We start from the raw sequence: 14,671 nt of genomic DNA on the forward strand, positions 1-14,671 counted from the left end.
GACAACACGCATCACGACCACGATGGTCGGTGCATTTCGCGGCGCACCCGCAACGCGCTGCCGAAACACGTCCGCGTGTGTTTTCACCTGCGCTGAATGGCGCCACACGGCGATGGGTGCGATACGCCCTGGCCGGTTCCAGGCGTGCGTCGCTCGAGGGCGGACAAGATGCCGGTATGCAACGTGAGTGCCGCGCCGTATGCGCGGTCTCTACGGATCGTCAAGCCAGAAGACATGCCCGACGCCTGCAGGTGCCATTGCACAACGGCCGGTCTGCACGCATCCGGGCGCGAACGAACGCGTCGCGGTAGTCCGCGCGAGAACATTCACACGGCCTCGCGCTCAATCGCAGACTGATACATCTGATCGACGCTCCAGTGGCGCGAGCGCGGAAGGCGTACGCTCCGTGCGTTCTCTCGCAACGATTCAGCAGCTATCGTCGAGACCTTCCCCGACTCCGCCGGCAGGCCGAGCGGGCATTGCGCGGATATCCGCGGGATGCATTTAGGACGGTTCTCATATTCTGATCGCGCGCCCCTCCGTTAGCATACGAAAGCCATTTTGCGTGTGATTAGCGGGACGACTCGGTTATCCGGTCCTCATCGCGGCCCCCTCCGCTCAACCGCTCGTGGTCGAACGTGCGTTGCGTGTCGACCTGAATCCGGATGGCGGTCAACAAATCATGTGCGCTCCACCGAATGTGTCTACTCCTCTCCTCGCCATTGCATTGAAATGTCAAATCTCAAACCACTTTTTCTACGCGCTGCGATTCGCTTTTGCTTGAGCGGCGCGCTGGCGCTCGGTCATGCTGTCTCTGCCCATGCCGCGGCCGATGACCCGTTCAGCGTTCCGTGCAGCCGTTCGCCGACGATTTCCGACCACTCTTATGCGCCGTTAGTGATTGAGGTGGGTGATTATCTTTATTTGCCTGACATTCCCACTGGTACGATGGGTGCACTCGTCGGGCGCATTCACAAAACGAATCCCCAACTGACGCAGTTGGCAATCATCTTCAAGGAAGCGACCACCTGGGACGATTTCCCGGACGTCGCTGTCGGCGCATGGCTGTCGGCGAGCGGCGGCTTGCGCTCGATCGTTGTTCCGAATAGCCAGGATGTGCGCTTCCCCAATCTTCCCTATTCGAGCAAGACCACACTAAATCGTCTCAGCGCGGACTACATCATCAACGGCATGCAAATCGCGTCAATTGCTCAATTTACGCAGCAAACCAGCAACTCGCTGGGGCAGTTCGTTCGCGGGCCGGGTACTCAAGTGCAAGATCAGACCGCCAGAAAGATGGTGGCGGACGCCTTCCTGAACCAGTCACCGATGACGTTCGGTGCGCATATGTTCTACTCCTCTATCATGCTTGGAGACCGCGGTCAGCAGCTTTCGGATTGGTGGTTGAATGGAAACTTCTCGAACATGGGCCTTTGCGGATACTCCAGCCAGTTCATTTACAGAACGACGGTGACGCCAACCGCCTCCCGGACGCTCACGCTGTCACCGATCAGCGGCACCATCAGCGTGTCGAACGGCAAAATGCTCGTATCCGTTCCGCCCGTATGCCGTATCACGGACGGCAACATGGAATGCCCGATATCCGCCAACTCCACGGCCACGATGGATAACATTTCGTTCATCGTACCGCCTTCTCAGCAATCCGACGTATGGTTCAAGACGGCTGGCGGGCAGAAGTTGTCGAAGGTCTCTGCGACTGCCTTAGGCACAACGAAACTGGTGGTCACGTCGAGTCTGCTGGATTCGCTGCTGGGCGACGCCGAAGCGAAGCCGCTCGGCGAAACCATCGGCGCGATCGTGCAATCTACCGGTGGAACGGCCGTCGACATGCGGGTGTCCTTTTTCGAAGATACGGAACTGAAACGTCTCACATTCGGCGTCGCGATCGACGAGCGCGACCCCGCCGCGATGGGCAAATATTCCGGTTCGATCGGCCAGGATGCGGAGATCGTCGTGCCGCTCACAATCCGCCAGTATGGCGCGTCGAAGGCGACCAAGGTGTCGGTAGACGTGCTCGCGCCCAGTGTGCAAACCGCCGACGGGCCACGTTGCAAATTCGTCGACAAGAGTGGTGCAACAGTGGTTGCAGTGCCGTCAATCGTCCGCTTTTATGACGGCACTGGGCTCGACGACCGCCCGGACAATTGCGCCGGCACCGTGTATGACGTTGCCACGCTAAGGTGGCGCGAGACCCTCGGCGGCGCATTCGCGTACGAGGGGGCCCTCGATATGGACCTGCGCTTCCCGCTCGATCCAAAGCAACTAGCGACCGACACGTCAGGCGCGCCCTGGTTTGGTACCGTTTCGGCCAGTGGTGAAGTCCGCGTACGCGCTGACTGGCTCTAAGCGACTGCGGCCTTGGCGGTGCTCTGCGCTGACATTAGACATTCCGCGAATAAATCCTTCGATGCCGCACCGCTTCGCCAGCATCGTGAGCGACGGTTCCGTCTACGACTGTCTCAGGCTCCCAGCGGCGATCGACAGACGGGACCGCAGCCGCATCAGCGGCTGTCGATCCCCACGCCCGATCGCCGTTGGTGACACCTCGCAATTCGATTTTGCGTAGGTCTTTTATAGAATTCCTCATTGGGTTCCACACGACAAGACTTTGTCGGATTGGAATCCGTCTAATCGAGTGCAGTCGTCCTTTTCGTGAAAAATCAGGACTCCTCGCGCGCTTACACCAGCACTCGAGACGGTCCTTGTCCATCTTTGACTTTCTTTCAGACGTATCTGATTGTTCCGATTAGTCGATTTCGCGACGATAGGTTCGCGTGGGAGGCGTCGGCCTGATAACGCGATTCCTTCCCTGCGAATCATTCACTCAGATTTTTTGGGATCGTTCTGAACAATGAAAAAAATAACCCTGACTCTTCTCTTGATGGCGCTCGCCGTGCCCGCCTTCGCAGGCCAATGCAATAGCTACGGCTATCAAAAGAAGCTGCGTAAACTTGAAGTCAAAGCCGAAGCTGCGAGCCGGTATGGCGACAGGATCAAGGCGCAGAAGCTCCGGGAGAAGCGCCAGTATTTGATGTCCCGTTGCCAGTTGACGCACACCATTGGCGGAGCGGCTGAAAACCACATCCCGTACCAATATCACTAATTTGCCGTAGGCGTAGGCGCGCGGTGTCAGGAAACGCGCGCCGTCCGCACGTGAAAGTAGGCAGGCCCTCGATCAAGGGCTCAGCGCTTACAGAACGCAACGCCGGGCGCAATCTGAACAAGTTCGCTCATCTGCGGATTTCTCCACGCATTCTGAACGTCGAAGTGCGCGGCAGCAGGCAGTTCGACACTTCGCGCCGTCACACCTGAAGGAAGCCGGTCCACTCGCGACACAGCGCCCAATTTCCCGTTGGTTACCGTTAGTGGCTTTGTGCTAGACCGTCAGTTCGACTCAGTGCTTTCTCAAAAAACGATCGCGGCCCTTCACTCCCTCAATCCATTGAGGCTTCCTGCCATGCCCAATGCATGGTGCACCACTCTTTCGATCACGATACTTCGGCGCGATCGGTGCACTCGTGTTCGTCACAACGGCACGGCGCCGCCCGAAAAGCTGCTTTGGGTAATACGACCGCTCCAGCAGCGTGCACGGCGACCGTGGGGATGACCTGGTGACCAGTGCTGATTCAAGTTGGATCTCTTCTCAGCGAGTCAATCAATTCGTATGTCTAATCATACTTTACATGATGCCATTCAACGTTTTGGGTGTGTAGTGGCCAGATTGAAATGTCCGCTTTTGGGCCGTGTCAGAAGTACGGCCGTGGGTGTCCGGCGCCGAGGGCTGCGATGGCTCCAACGGACCAGATCACGATGACGATGCGCGATCGGCCGGTCAAGGCGTTGCGATTGTGATGGACCAACACGACAGCAGACGCCAACGTTTACACGCTTCCCGTCGTGGCCGCTTTCAACGCACGCTTCGCGAAGCCACAGAAGAGCGACTCCAATGCACACCGGCCGCTTCGGTCTGACGAGAAGCCAGTTCGGTGTCTTCCACGTCAGGCTCTAATGCCGCTTCTTGATTCGCTCCTTTGCATCGCCGAATGATGCTTGTGTCTTGCCGACGATCTGTTCGGCCTTGCCCGTCAATCTGCTTGTTCGATTTCCCACGACCTTGCCAACCATTTCCTTCAGCTTGCCCTTTGCTTCCGTAAGGCGGCCTTTTACCTGATCTTTGTTCATGACATTGCTCCTTGAAACTTGACGAATGCTCGAACTGCGGTCCGGCACGCCGATCCCAATCGCGATGAAACGTCGGTGCAGGTACGGCGATTGCGCCGGTCGAAGCGTTCGCGCTTGTGGACAATGAGTTGACGGCCGCAAGCTTGACGCTCGCCAGGCTCGCATCTCTGTAACGGGTGCCGGAGGCAAGGCAGGCGGTGGCCACTCGTTCTCAATCTTGCGGAGGAAGCATGAACACGCTCACTAGCGCCGGCCCGCTGGTTTCGCTGATCGCCGGCATTCTCATCCTCGTGGTACCCCGCCTCCTGAATTACATCGTTGCGCTCTACCTGATCATCATCGGGCTGCTCGGTCTGTTCGGAGGACGTCTCCATTGAATTGATATGACCACGAGATAGCCTGTTACGAACGCGCATCAGTTACATCGCGGCGCCATGCGTGGGTCCGGTGCCGGCGAACACCGCCAGCGCAATGAGCAACACATATACCCGCTGCATGTGAGCGAATGATCGAACAACGACGTCGTGCGTCTTCGTCGATGAAATGACTCGCCGCCCCTGCACTGGCCACCGGGCGGAGAACAGTGATGCCAACAGTGCGCACCCTCTCGCAAGGCAGAGCAGGGGCCATTCCTTCGGATGCGAAGCGATATTCGACCCGACATCGGCACTGCGGGAATGGGGCGGTTCCCTCCACTTCATTTCAATTCAATGTAAGTGTTGCTTTGTCAGATCTGAACGCAAATCCCGATTGCATTGTGGACCTTGTCCGCGTGCGCTTTCGCGTTGCGCCATCATGCTCTGCATTCCTTCACATTATTCACACGCCGTGCCTCGAAGCGATTGCATTTCCGGCCTGTGGCGACGGTGACATCGTGGGTTCGGCCATCGGATCGGCATTGCTGCAAAGAGATGCGGATCGCGTCGTTGAAATAGGGAGCGAAGCGCCTGCCGCTTCGTACGAGAACGATTCATGCTCGTTGTCAGGTACTGAATGGAGGACAGCACGATGAAGCCCAAGACCCTTTCAAACCGCAGAATTCTGGCGACACTCGTGGCAGGCAGCGCACTCGTCGCGGCCACCACGGCCTTCGCGCAAGTCTACGTTGCACCGCAACCGAGGTACGAAGAGCCCGCCCCGGCGCCGGGTGTGTCGATCACAATCGGCATGCACGGCCACCGCTACTGGGAGCACGACGAGTGGATGCATCGTCATCCGCGTGAACATGATCCGTGGCGTGAGGACGAGCGCGGGCGGATGCACGAACACGAATATCGTGAATAGCGCAGACCCGCCGCCAGATACGAGGGAACACGCCTACCGACCAACATTCTCGTATGTGGCGCGCGGACCCGCCTGATCTTCTCGAGCGGCCAACATATCCACGTCAAGGTGCGGCCATCAGTGCCTGGATCAGATTGGCGGCCATCGGGCGCCCGAGGCCGGTCACGTAGTCGTATCCGACCGCCGCGGTACAAAGCGTGCCGCATGTGCCGTTCGATCCGCTGACAATGTCGCGGAAGTTCGCCGCGTAAGCGCTCGACGCGAGACCGTACAGCACGCTCTGGATCGCATTCACCGCGTTCAGCGTCGTCTTGCCGCGCGCGATGCGCAAGCTGTTGACGATCGCGACCAAAGCGGACCATTGCGGTGCGCCCGCGCTCGTGCCGCCGACGACGAACCAGCCGCGCTGCCCCGCATAGCCGTACGAATCGTAGACCGCGAAGCCGGACGCCGGGTCGCCGTCGTAAGCGACGTCGGGCACGCCGCGCAGCCCGAGGCTGTCCGATGGCGTCCCGAAGTTCGACTGATACGTCGGTTCCGACTCGACGGCGCTCTGTCCGCCGCCGCTGCCGGCCCACGCCGTTTCGCCGGCATAAGCGCCACTTGCGTCGGTCGCGATCGACGTGCCGCCGACGCTCAGCACGTACGGCGACGCGGCCGGGTAGTCGACGCCATTGCCGCCGTCGCCGGACGCAGCGACGAACGACACGCCGTTCGCGCTGGCGAATTGCCCGTCGTATTGCGTTTCGGCCAGAAATTCGGCGCTCCCCCAGCTCATCGACACGACCTTGGCGCCGACCCCGCCCGGTGCCGGACTCGTCGCGAGCGCGATCGCGCTCATCAGGTCGTCCAGCGAACTCGATGCGGCTTCGACCAGCACGATCCGCGCATTGGGTGCGATCGCGTGTGCCCACTGCACGTCCAGCGAACTTTCGAGCGCCCACAGCGCATCGGGCGGCGGCGGCCGCTTGTCCGGCGTCGCGTACACCTTCGTGAAGCAGCGCGGGGACGCGCACGGCGGCAAGCCGAACGTGCTGCTGAACAATCGCAGATCAGCCTCGACGTTCGGATTGTCATAGGCATCGACAATCGCGATGACCTGATCGTCGCCGCCATAGCCGCGCGCCGGCAATAGATCGAACCCGTAGAAATGGCGGATCTGCTGCGGCGACAGGCCGACCGGATTCCGTTTCGCGGGTCCGTGCAGATGGAGCGGCGGCCTCGCAAACCCATGCAGCGCTCGCGACGAGGATTGCGCGAACGCCACGCCGGTCACAAGCGCGACGCTCGCCGATACGACCAACATGCACAGCCCACGCGCAAACGAGGCTCGGTTCATGGTGTTCCCCCTTGGCAAACGAGCTGAGGTGCGTCACTGCACCTTCGCGCTCGTGAACGACAGCGATTTTCCCGTGCCCGCGATGACCAGCCAGTTGTTCCGATCGGTACTGACGACCGTCGCGCTTCCGCTTTTCACGCTCGGCATCTGGTACGTGCGCTTCGGCAACAGCCAGGTCATGTCCTGGAGGTTCGTCGGATGCGTTGCACTGAACGTCCAGCTGGTACCGGTATCTGTCGCCGTCCAGTTCACCAGCAGACGGCGCCGGTCGAACTGCGTGAGCTGGTCCATCGTGAACCACTTGAACTGGCCCGTCGTCGCGAGCGACGCCGCGTAGCTGAGAAACGTCGTAACGACGTTCGGATACCATGACGCGCCCAGCGGGTGCATGTAGATCAACCGGCTCGTGCGGTTCGCAACGACGAAGTCCATCAGCGACAGATACCAGTTCTGGACGTCTGTCGTCGGCACCGCGAACTCCTGGAACTCCTCGAACGTCGCGTACTTGCCGAACGGCATCACCGGAAACGCCCAGATGCCCGGATTCAGCAGCGAACCGTTGCGATACGCCCGCGTTTGCGCATTGCCGGTATGGCCGGTGAAGTAGTAACCGGAATAGCCGTTCGACTCGAGCCAGTTCACCGCCCACGTCGGCGTGTTGCCTTCCGGCGCCGCCCATTCGACGTCCGGCTTGCCCGTCACCGACTGGACCGCATTGTGGTTCAGCACCAGATATTGCGTGAACGTGCTCGCATTCGTTTCGCTGGCGTTCGCCCCCCAGTAGTCGTGCGCCCAGCCGCCGTGGCTGCCGACTTTGTGCCCGCGCTTGAGCAGGAACGCGACAAGTTGCTTCGCCTGCGTATTGTTCGTCAGGTTGATCCCGAGACCGTCGCCGATCGTCACGTCGTCCGGGCCGGCGGTCATCACGATCGAGTACGGGCCGCTGTTCCAGACACCGTAGTTCTTCAGGTACTGCGCCGGCTGGATCTGGTCTTCCGCGCAGAAGTGCCAGTTCAGGACCATCCCGGCCTGCGCGCGCGGCTGCAGCGACAGGTGCGGCATCGACAGGATGTTCGTCGTGAAGTAACGCAGAAAGCCGTGAATCGGCATGCTGTCGGTTTGTCCGTCGAGATACGCGAGCGGCAGGTTGACGAACATCACGCCGCCGTTTCCATACGCCTGATAGCCGGAGACGAGGCCGAAGTTCGGCGACGTCAGCAGCGTCGTGCCTGTATACGTGCCCTGTGTGACGTAGCTCGGATATGTGAGGAAGCCGTATACGTAGCCGGAAATTCCTTCGAGCACGTCCGTCGTCGCCGACGGTGTCGCAGTCGCGAGCGACGTCGCGCCACTCACCGCCGTGGATACCGACGACAGCGTCGTCGATGTCGGCGAATACGATCCGGATCTGACCTTGCCGCCCGTCGACACGCGCCCGAGATTCAGCGGCACGCTGGTCATGCGGCCGTTATCCATCTTGTACGTGAAATACGCCTGATGGTTGTACCCGGCAAGCCCGCCCGGGTTCGACGTGCTCGGCTGCAGGAAGAGCAGCTGATTCGTCGTCGAGCCGGTCGAAGAAGTTGACGTGGTTGCAGCCAACGCCGTCGCGGTCGTCGTCGAGCCGGACCATGTCATCGACTTCCCGGGCGGAATCTGAAGGGCGCGCAACGTGCTGCCCATCCCGGTCACAGGGCCGAGGCCGATCATGCTTCCGCCGAGCGTATCGTAGAGCACGTAGTTGACGCCGGCCATCGAGCTGAATCGCGATTGCCCGGCCGGATAGAATCCAGTTGCGTTCAGCACACCGAAATCATAGACGAGCATCACGCGCCCGCCGTTCAGCGCGTAGTTCTGGATAGCGGTCACGAGCGTATCGTCGGCGACCGTATGCACCTGGTCCGGCAGGATGAGCCCCTGATACTGCTGCAGCGACGTGCCGCCCTGCTTGAATTGCGTGTCGCTGATGAGCGAAATCTGCAACCCCTCCTCCGCCGCCGAATCGAGCCACGCGGACACACGCGGGTCAGGCAGCGTAAAGTTGTCCGGCAGCAGCAACAGCAACTGATTCGACAGTGCGTTCGCCGGCCCGGCTGCGAACGTCAACAGGCAAACGGAAAAGACGATCAGAAAGGCTCGTAGGGCCCGAATTGAGTTGGCCAACATTATGCTCTCCCGTCGGAGGGGGGATAACTGCCGATGCCCGACACGTTGCGGCCGACGTGTTCCGCCCATCGTGATCGAGCGGTCGGCGGCCGGGCCGTGTGGCGCCATCGGCTGAGGGGGGAGAGCGAACGTGCCGCGTTGCGGACACGCCCGGTCATGCAAGTGCATCGATTCGTCGGACGATCACGAACGCGCGGCAACTATCGTTCCCACCGCAATCCATGAAGCTAACAACGTGCCAGTCTCGCAACCACGCAGCCGCGACAGCCACCTGCCATGGAAAGCGCGCGGAACAGGGAAAATCGCACCGAAAACGTTACAGCTTCGATACGGCGTACCTGGTGGCGCGATGTGACGAACCGACAGGAAGCGTCGCGATGGGCGATGTGAGGTTGTCTGGCGGGGCGGCGCCTGGGCCTCGGGGTCGCCAACGCCCTTTGCTGGGCATCCGCAAGCGCCGGGAATCGACGGAGAATGATTCTGCCGAGTAACGTCGGCGCTGCACGCGTGTGGACTGCGTGGCCGTCTCCCGAGTCATGCCTGATGAATTGACAATAAAAATATTCATGCTCGAAGGCCGTTCAGGACATGGCGCGCATCGTCTCGCCACGCCATGACGCAAAAAGGGCTGGCGGGATAAAAAATCACCCCGCCAGCCCCATTCTCACCAGGCATATCTGCCCGGCCTCCGTCACCGGTCGTACTCGAAGGACTCGGTAAAGAGCGTGTCGACCGTGTCGGACCAGCTCAGGTTCACGAACGAGAAGTCGGTGCTGCCCGTCCAGCCGGCCACCGACGGGAACGCGACGCCCTGGTCGCCCGGCACGTTGAGCGTCGCCGCCGCTCCCGGCAGGACCGGCGACGCCTGTGCCGAACCGTTGACGAACGTCGGCGCGGGCTGCCCCGACGCGGTCGAGCGAATCTGCACGTTGCCGCGCTTGACGAACGGCAGCCCTGCCTTCGACGTCCAGCTCAGCGGGAATGTCGCGCCGCCCGCGAACGTGCTGGCGGTGCCGGGCGTCAGGCTATCGCGCGTGGACTGCGCCAGATCGTGCCACGCATACTGGCGCAGCGCGTCGGGCAACGGCGAAGGTGTACGCAGCCTGACCGTGTAGTGCCTGGCAGGCGCCGAGGTGTCGCCGTTCTGGTAGACGTCGATCGTATAGGCACTGAAGGGCTTGATGTCGGCCAGCTCGGCGGCGCTCAGTTGCGGCTTCGCCCACGCGGTGTTGTTGCGCGGCGCATCGCCGGGCCACGTGAACAGGCTCTGGCTGGCCGGGTCCTGCGCGACGCCGGCCAAGCGGAAATTGTTGCGGCACTGCGCATTCTTCGTCAGCGCGGCGAGCTGAGCCGGCGTCTGCCCGCTCGCGATCTGCGCGCGGATGTTCAGCGTGTCGCACGTACCGCTCGACGGCTGGAGGAACACGCCGTTTCGCAATCCCGGGCCATTGACGATCGCGAAATCCACCGCGGTGCCCGATGCATCGACGGTGCCGACCTGCAGGTTGAGCGAATCGACGAACGCGTTGGTCCCCGTCGACGGATTGGCCGGATTCAGCCAGTCCCATTTCTGCGCATTCGCGTTCACCTTGCTCAGCACGGCTCGCTGATTGCCGACCACGCGCCAGCCGGTATCGCCGCTCGCGAGGCTGCTCGCCTGCACCGCGAGTTGCACATGCTGCTGCATGCCGTCGCGAATGCCGTCGGTGCGCGTCCACGCGAGCTTGACCCACATCGTGTCGCTGGCGATAACGCGGACGACTTCCGGCAAGCTGAAGCTGGTATTGTTCATCGCATCGTCGGCCACGATGCCCGGCGCGCCGCCGGCATGCGCGCCGAATTCCTGGTCGGCCGACATGCCGTTGTTGAGATAGGCAGCGGGCACGCCTGCGTTCAGCGCGCCCGGCGCGACGCCGTCGACAAAGATCCGGCCGCACGCCGATACGTTGCCGCCCGCGCGCGCCGCGCCGGTCGAACCGGCGAAACACTGATTGAGCGCACTCTGCAATCCCGCCAGGTCGCTCGCGCTCGGCAGGTTCGACACCACCGTGCCGTTGATGGTCGCGGCGGCCGGCAGGCTGGCCTTGTCGCTAGGCTGCGGCGCGACACCGGCCGCGAGCTGAAGCTGCACCGGCGTATCGCTGGACGCGCCCGCCACCGAGCTGATCTGAACCCCACCGTCCGGCAACACGTTGATCTTCACCTGGTCGAGCAGCCGGTCGAGGCCGGGGCCGCCGGCCGTCAGCGGGCCGGAAATCAGGTCGACGCCCGTATTGCCGGTTGCGGTCAGCAGGTCGGCCAGTGCGGACGAATAGGCCTGCACCGTGCTGGCCACCGCCTGGGCGGTGACCTTGCTCTGCAGCAATCCGGTGTCGGCCAGCAGCTTCGTCGGGTTGTCGCCGATGATCGTGGCGGCGATCGCATTCGTGATCGGCGTGATGTTGATCGTCTGCGTGCCGCCCGTGGCACTGAGTGCGATCAGCGTGGCCTGAGAATCCGCGACGTTGCCGTAAGCGGACAACGCGAAAGGCGCGGTCAGTCCGGTCACGGCGCAATGAAACGCGCCGGTCGTGGCGTCGGCGGGACAGTCGACCGATTTGCCGGTCGCATCCATCAGTTTGACCGTCGCGGCCTGCATGGCCGCGCCGGCGGCCGCGACGCCGCTGACCGTCTGTGCGGCGGGTTCGGATGGTGACGAAGATGAACCGCCGCCTCCACAAGCAGACACCACCAGCGCTGCGATACCCCACACGACAGGTTTGAGCTTCATTGTTTTTCCCCCGCGAGTCTTCTGGTTGTCAGGTGCGATACGCAACGCGCATGCACGCTGAGCGGAATTCTCGCAAAGGCGATTTTTGCGATCATCATTCAAGTGAATGAAAATCCAGAAACAATGCGGTACGGAAGGCAAATAGCCTGTGTTAGCCTGAATCAAATTCGGTATTCGAATCAATATCGTCAGACAAAATCCGCATACAAAATCATTACGCGGCGCGGTGGAGCATGCAACGGGACCAGCTCATCGGGGACCTCTACGAGGCCACCCTATACCCGGATGGTTTTCTCGAAGTCTTCCATCGGGTATCCGAATCGCTCGGCGCAAACGTCTTTCATATGTTCAGCTGGGACGCCGCGCGCAATGCACCGAAATTCTCGATCTATTCGCCGCGTGCGGAATTCGACACGATCGTCGCACTCTACGACCAGTATTACGGTGCGCTCGATCCGCGCCGCGGCTTCGTTGAGAATGCACCGCTCGGCGAATTCGTTTGCTGCCAGGATCATCTGACCGAACGCGATGTCGAGCGCAGCGAATTCTTTCAGGACTATCAGATTCCGTCGGGCATTCGCTACCTGATGGGAATGCGCTTCGCGCGCCCGGGCAGCGACGACATCCTGCTCGGCTTGCTGAGAGCGCATGGCCGATCGCCCTATTCGTCAGAGGAACGCGCGAACCTGACGGGCATGGCCGGGTATCTGCAACGCGCGATCAACCTCTGGCAGGATGCAAGCGTGCTGCGTCGGGACGCTGCGCTCGGCCGCGAACTGATGGAGGAACTGGGCTTGTCCGTCTTCACGCTCGACCGGCATTCGCGCGTCATATTCGTCAACCGGGCGGCAGAGTCGATGTTGCGCGCCACCACTTGCCTCAAGCTCGAGCACGGGCATCTGAGCGCGGCGAGCGCGCCGCAGAACGATGCACTCAAGGCGGCCGTGGCACGTGTCGCGAAGACCCGCAAAAGCGAGAACCTTGCGCTGGCCGGCACCGTGAGCGCCGCGCACGAAATCTTCATCGGCATCGCTTCGTTGTCCGGACAAGCACGCGATGGCGCACTCGGCGACGCTGCGATACTGATCACCGCCAGGTGCCGCAGCGCCGCTCCGCTCGTCGTCGCTCAGCAACTTCGGCAGGCATTCGGCTTGACGAGCGCCGAAGCCGCCGTCGCCGAAGCATTGGTCGGCGGCAAGACGCCGGAGGAATGTGCGGCCATTGCCGGCGTGTCGCTCTCGACCGTTCGCACCCAGTTGCGCGCGATCTACGAGAAGACGCATTCCCGAAATCAGGCCGAGGCGGTTGGCCGGATGCTCTGGGTGCTCCCGCAGCACGCGCGCGATGCGTGATCTCTCGAAATCGGCAACCACCGCCGTATCGAAACACGGCGGCCGCAGCTGCCGGTTGTATTTCGCGCTCGCGAGCACCGTTCGCTCGTTGCCGAACACGCATACTGCGTATGATTTGCGGCCCCTGACGTAGCACCGGGCGAACGGGTTCGCGACATTCGACGCAAGCCGCCAGTGACGACGCTGGTAGTGCATTGCGACCCGTTCTTCAACGGCACGATCGACGAATTCCGCATCCATCGCGGCGCGATGCCGGCCGCTCAGGTGAGGGCGCCCGCTCAAGGCGCGTGATGCGTGCCGGGGCCCCGAATGCGTGTCGCGGGGGGCTGCACCTCCACCGCCTGCGGCTCTGACATCGCGCACGCACTCACGGCGATCGCCTGAAGTAATGCTGTGCCAACGCGACCCAATACCGTACCCCGGCCGGAATGATGTCGTCGTTGAAATCGTATTTCGGGTGATGCAGCGCCGGCGCAGCCGTTCCGGCCGGCGCGTTGCCGATCAGCACATAAGCGCCGGGGCGCTCCTCGAGCATGAAGCCGAAGTCTTCGGACGTCATGTTCGGCGGCACGTTGGCGTCAACGCGTGCGTCGCCGAAGGTGTCGCGAATCACCGCTTCGCAGAGCGCGGTCTCGGCCGGCGTGTTGACCGTCGCTGGATAGTACTGAAAGAACTCGACGTCGGCTTGCGCGCCATGAGCGCGGGCGAGCGCCTCGCACATGAGCCGGACGTCGCGCTGCAACTGTTGCTGCAATGCCGACGACAGCGTGCGAATCGTCCCGCGCAGCTCGGCGGTGTCCGGAATGACATTGTCCGTCGTTCCCGCATGGAACATGCAGACGGAAATGACGGCGGGATCCACGGGATCCTTGTGGCGCGCGGCGATGGTCTGACACTGCAGCACCATCGAACAGGCGAGCGGGACGGGATCGATGCCCAGGTGCGGCTGCGCCGCATGCGCGCCCTTGCCGGTCACCGTGATCCTGAACCGGCAGCCCGCGGCCATGATGGGGCCCGTGCGCAACCCGAAATGCCCGGCCGGCAAGCCGGGCCAGTTGTGCATGCCGAATACCGCTTCCGCCGGGCATTGCTCGAACAGCCCGTCGTCGATCATCTTCCGCGCGCCCGCGCCGCCCTCCTCGCCGGGCTGAAACACGAAATGGACGGTGCCCGGCAGCTGCGGCAACGCTTTCAGCACGCGTGCGGCGCCGAGCAACATCACGGTATGGCCGTCGTGGCCGCACGCGTGCATGATCCCGTGCGTGCACGATGCATGCGCGAAGTCGTTGGCTTCGTGGATCGGCAACGCGTCCAGATCGGCACGCAGTATGATGCCGCGGCCCGGATCCGCGCCAGGCAGGCTCGCGACGACGCCTGTACCGCCCAGCCCGCGCGACACCGCATAGCCGAGCGCTTCGAGCTCGCGGGCGACGACGTCGGCCGTCCGGTGTTCTTCGAATCGCAGCTCGGGATGCGCATGCAGGTCCCGGCGCAGCTTCGCCCAGTGCGCGTGATGCGCTTGCAGCGACGTGTCGGGAATGACGGGGTTTTCCAATT

10 protein-coding genes are annotated in these 14,671 nt (G+C 62.3%); 5 read left to right on the forward strand and 5 right to left on the reverse strand.

Annotated elements, in window-relative coordinates; translation table 11 throughout:
• Nucleotides 1-732: 732 nt before the first annotated feature.
• Complete coding sequence (locus tag ACT2FV_RS14155; RefSeq protein ID WP_151049355.1) at nucleotides 733-2,367, forward strand: hypothetical protein; 1,635 nt, start codon at nucleotides 733-735, stop codon at nucleotides 2,365-2,367.
• 505 nt (nucleotides 2,368-2,872) lie between these two features.
• Nucleotides 2,873-3,124 carry a hypothetical protein gene (locus ACT2FV_RS14160; RefSeq protein WP_151049353.1) on the forward strand — a complete coding sequence of 84 codons (252 nt, stop codon included), beginning with the start codon at nucleotides 2,873-2,875 and terminating at the stop codon, nucleotides 3,122-3,124.
• 902 nt (nucleotides 3,125-4,026) lie between these two features.
• On the opposite strand, the gene ACT2FV_RS14165 is transcribed toward ACT2FV_RS14160, so the two are convergent.
• The gene (locus tag ACT2FV_RS14165) at nucleotides 4,027-4,203 is read right to left on the reverse strand and encodes a CsbD family protein (protein ID WP_151049351.1); all 177 of its coding nucleotides are present in this window, start codon (nucleotides 4,201-4,203) and stop codon (nucleotides 4,027-4,029) included.
• 230 nt (nucleotides 4,204-4,433) lie between these two features.
• Here ACT2FV_RS14165 and ACT2FV_RS14170 point away from each other — a divergent pair, with 230 nt between their 5' ends.
• Both ACT2FV_RS14170 and ACT2FV_RS14175 read left to right on the forward strand, forming a co-directional pair.
• Complete coding sequence (locus tag ACT2FV_RS14170; RefSeq protein WP_124627542.1) at nucleotides 4,434-4,580, forward strand: DUF3096 domain-containing protein; 147 nt, start codon at nucleotides 4,434-4,436, stop codon at nucleotides 4,578-4,580.
• Nucleotides 4,581-5,211: 631 nt separating this feature from the next.
• Nucleotides 5,212-5,487, forward strand: a complete 276-nt coding sequence (locus tag ACT2FV_RS14175) for a hypothetical protein (RefSeq protein ID WP_151049349.1) — start codon at nucleotides 5,212-5,214, stop codon at nucleotides 5,485-5,487.
• A gap of 103 nt (nucleotides 5,488-5,590) precedes the next feature.
• Here the strand turns inward: ACT2FV_RS14175 and ACT2FV_RS14180 are convergent, their stop codons facing one another.
• The 3 genes from ACT2FV_RS14180 to ACT2FV_RS14190 all read right to left on the reverse strand — a co-directional run bounded on the left by ACT2FV_RS14180 (nucleotide 5,591) and on the right by ACT2FV_RS14190 (nucleotide 11,762).
• Nucleotides 5,591-6,826: a S53 family peptidase gene (locus tag ACT2FV_RS14180; protein ID WP_444504134.1), complete on the reverse strand. Its 1,236-nt coding sequence runs from the start codon at nucleotides 6,824-6,826 to the stop codon at nucleotides 5,591-5,593.
• Between the two features lie 33 nt (nucleotides 6,827-6,859).
• Nucleotides 6,860-8,992, reverse strand: a complete 2,133-nt coding sequence (locus tag ACT2FV_RS14185; RefSeq protein WP_444504135.1) for a hypothetical protein — start codon at nucleotides 8,990-8,992, stop codon at nucleotides 6,860-6,862.
• A gap of 691 nt (nucleotides 8,993-9,683) precedes the next feature.
• The gene (locus ACT2FV_RS14190; protein WP_444504136.1) at nucleotides 9,684-11,762 is read right to left on the reverse strand and encodes a hypothetical protein; all 2,079 of its coding nucleotides are present in this window, start codon (nucleotides 11,760-11,762) and stop codon (nucleotides 9,684-9,686) included.
• 233 nt (nucleotides 11,763-11,995) lie between these two features.
• On the opposite strand from ACT2FV_RS14190, the gene ACT2FV_RS14195 reads away from it, so the two are divergent.
• Complete coding sequence (locus ACT2FV_RS14195; RefSeq protein ID WP_444504137.1) at nucleotides 11,996-13,114, forward strand: helix-turn-helix transcriptional regulator; 1,119 nt, start codon at nucleotides 11,996-11,998, stop codon at nucleotides 13,112-13,114.
• A gap of 367 nt (nucleotides 13,115-13,481) precedes the next feature.
• Here ACT2FV_RS14195 and ACT2FV_RS14200 read toward each other — a convergent pair whose 3' ends face one another.
• Nucleotides 13,482-14,669, reverse strand: a complete 1,188-nt coding sequence (locus ACT2FV_RS14200; RefSeq protein WP_124901935.1) for a M20 aminoacylase family protein — start codon at nucleotides 14,667-14,669, stop codon at nucleotides 13,482-13,484.
• Between the last annotated feature and the right edge of the window lie 2 nt (nucleotides 14,670-14,671).

It is taken from the genome of Burkholderia sp. PR2 (assembly GCF_052372875.1).
Taxonomy (GTDB): Bacteria; Pseudomonadota; Gammaproteobacteria; order Burkholderiales; family Burkholderiaceae; genus Burkholderia; species Burkholderia diffusa.

What these genes read in the sequence shown, in the direction of transcription:
- ACT2FV_RS14190 (WP_444504136.1), bottom strand. Translation starts at nt 11,762, where the DNA reads ATGAAGCTCAAACCTGTCGTGTGGGGTATCGCAGCGCTGGTGGTGTCT.
- ACT2FV_RS14155 (WP_151049355.1), top strand. Translation starts at nt 733, where the DNA reads ATGTCAAATCTCAAACCACTTTTTCTACGCGCTGCGATTCGCTTTTGC.
- ACT2FV_RS14195 (WP_444504137.1), top strand. Translation starts at nt 11,996, where the DNA reads ATGCAACGGGACCAGCTCATCGGGGACCTCTACGAGGCCACCCTATAC.
- ACT2FV_RS14180 (WP_444504134.1), bottom strand. Translation starts at nt 6,826, where the DNA reads ATGAACCGAGCCTCGTTTGCGCGTGGGCTGTGCATGTTGGTCGTATCG.
- ACT2FV_RS14185 (WP_444504135.1), bottom strand. Translation starts at nt 8,992, where the DNA reads ATGTTGGCCAACTCAATTCGGGCCCTACGAGCCTTTCTGATCGTCTTT.
- ACT2FV_RS14160 (WP_151049353.1), top strand. Translation starts at nt 2,873, where the DNA reads ATGAAAAAAATAACCCTGACTCTTCTCTTGATGGCGCTCGCCGTGCCC.
- ACT2FV_RS14165 (WP_151049351.1), bottom strand. Translation starts at nt 4,203, where the DNA reads ATGAACAAAGATCAGGTAAAAGGCCGCCTTACGGAAGCAAAGGGCAAG.
- ACT2FV_RS14170 (WP_124627542.1), top strand. Translation starts at nt 4,434, where the DNA reads ATGAACACGCTCACTAGCGCCGGCCCGCTGGTTTCGCTGATCGCCGGC.
- ACT2FV_RS14175 (WP_151049349.1), top strand. Translation starts at nt 5,212, where the DNA reads ATGAAGCCCAAGACCCTTTCAAACCGCAGAATTCTGGCGACACTCGTG.